Source organism: Streptomyces sp. NPDC057654 (assembly GCF_042800135.1).
Taxonomy (GTDB): Bacteria; Actinomycetota; Actinomycetes; order Streptomycetales; family Streptomycetaceae; genus Streptomyces.
On record NZ_JBHVHQ010001141.1, the window covers coordinates 1 to 2,206 of the forward strand.

The 2,206-nt window shown below is 76.2% G+C and carries 1 protein-coding gene; it reads left to right on the forward strand.

Features of this window, described 5'->3' with window-relative positions; all coding sequences use genetic code 11:
* Positions 1–2,050 (forward strand): FtsX-like permease family protein (locus ACFU99_RS41370; protein ID WP_384403281.1); only part of this gene is annotated, 2,050 nt, incomplete at its 5' end.
* Positions 2,051–2,206: the final 156 nt, after the last annotated feature.

Genomic DNA, 2,206 nt, shown 5'->3' on the forward strand with positions numbered 1-2,206 from the left:
GGTGACCGTGCTGACGCCCGAGCGGCCGCGCTCCTACACCGTCTCCGGCGTCACGGCCCCCGTCTCCTTCGAGCACGCGCTCTTCTTCAGCGAGCGGGAGGCCGCACGGCTCTCCCCGCGTATCGACGCGCTCGTCACGTACGGCCACGCCGACGCCGTACGCGCCGCCGTCGCACGCGCCGCGGCCGGCGACAAGGCCCAGGTCCTCACCGGCGACGACCGGCGCGACGCCGACCCGCGCGCGAAGGAGGACTCCGAGGCCCTCGTCGGCGTCAGCAGCCTGCTCGGCATGGCGGCAGCCGTCGCCGCCTTCGTCTCCGTCTTCGTCATCGCCTCGACCTTCTCCTACTCCGTCGTCCAGCGCCGCCGCGAACTCGCCCTGCTGCGGCTGGCCGGCGCCACGCCCCGTCAGGTGCGGCGGCTGGTGCTGAGCGAGGCGAAGATCGTCGGCATCGTGGCCTCCGCCGCCGGCTGCGCCCTGAGCGTCCTCGGCGGGCCGCTGCTCGCCGACTGGCTGGCCGGGCACGGGATCGCGCCGGAGTGGTTCTCCGTCTCGCCGTCCTGGCTGTCGGTCCTGCTCGTCCTCGCCGCCTTCGCGCTCGGCGTGCTCCTCGCCTGGCTCGGCGCCGGGGCCTCGGCCTTCCGCGCGGGCCGGGTCCGGCCGCTGGAGGCGCTGCACGACGGCGAGGCCGAGCGGAAGGCCATGACCGTGGGCCGCCGGCTGTCCGGGCTGACGGCCCTGGCCTGCGGCATCGGGCTGCTGGCCGGCGCGCCCCTGCTGCCCCCGCTGTACTGGGCCGGGCTCACCGCCATGGCCGCCCCGGCGCTGATCCTCGCCTTCGCGCTGCTCTCGCCGGTGGTCATCCCCCTCATCGCCCGGCTCGTCACCGCCCCGCTCGCCCGCAGCCGCGGCGCGGGCACCATGCTCGTACGGGCCGCCGCCCTCACCTCGATCCGCCGCACCGCCGCCACGGCCGCGCCCGTCCTGATCACGGTGGGGCTGGCCTGCTCCCTGTGGAGCACCTCGGAGTCCATCCAGACGGCCCGTTCCACGGAAGTCGAACACCAGGTGCGCGCCGCCGACATGGCCGTCGTCCCGCTCCACGCGCCGGGGCTCAGCCGCGCCGCCGTGGACCGGGTCCGCGCGGTACCCGGCGTGGACGCGGCGGCCACCACGCCGACGACGGTCTTCACCGTCCCCGGCCCCGACCCGCTCCTCTACCCGGCCGGCGCCCCGCTGCTGCCCTACCCCGCGCGGGCCGTCGCCCCGTCCGCGCTGACCGCCGTGATGAAGCTCCCGGTCGTCTCCGGCACGCTCACGGACTTCGACGACAGCACGATCGTCGTCGACGAGTCCTGGAACCGCTCCGTCGGCGACAAGGTCACGATCTGGCTCGCCGACGGCCGCGAGGTCCCGCTCCGCGTGGCCGCCGTCCTCAAGACCGGCCTCGGCGACAGCGGCGTCTTCGTGAGCCCCCGCTACGCCGGTACGCGGCTGCCCGACGCCGTCTACGTCAAGCTGCGCCCCGGCGCCGACCCCGCGACGGCGCGCGGCGCGGTGTCGGCGGCGGCGGCCCACGACGGGTTCGCCGAGGCGGTGCCGATCGGGCGGTGGACGGCGCGCGTGGACGCCCGTAAGGCCGAGGAGACGCAGCTCGCGCTGCTCGTCATCGGCGGCATCGCCGTCCTCTACACCGGCGTCGCCATCGCCAACACCCTGGTCATGTCCACCCGCCACCGCGCCCGCGAACTCGCTCTCCTGCGGCTCTCCGGGCTGACCCCGGCCCAGGTGCTGCGGGTCGTCGCGGCCGAGGCGCTGCTGGTGGTCACGGTGGGCGTGGTGCTGGCGGCGGGGGTCGCGGCGCTCAGCCTGGGCGGGCTGTGGATCGCGTTGCAGCAGATCGTGGGCGGCGCGCCCGTGGTGATCCCGGCCGTCCCGGTCGCGGGCATCGCGGCGGCCTGCGCGGTCATCGCGCTCCTGGCGACAGCGGCCCCGGCCTGGTACACGCTGCGGACGCCGGCGGTGCGGGTGACGGCTACGGAAGGGTGAGGGGCGGTGGGAGGACGTACGGGCGCGGGCGCGGGTACGAGGGGGCAGCCTCGGCTCGTACGGACGTACGTAAAGGCCGCTCGTAAAGGCAGCTCGTACGGGCACGGGCCCCGGCTCGGGCGCGGCCCCCGGCTCGTACTGGCGCACGTACGGGTG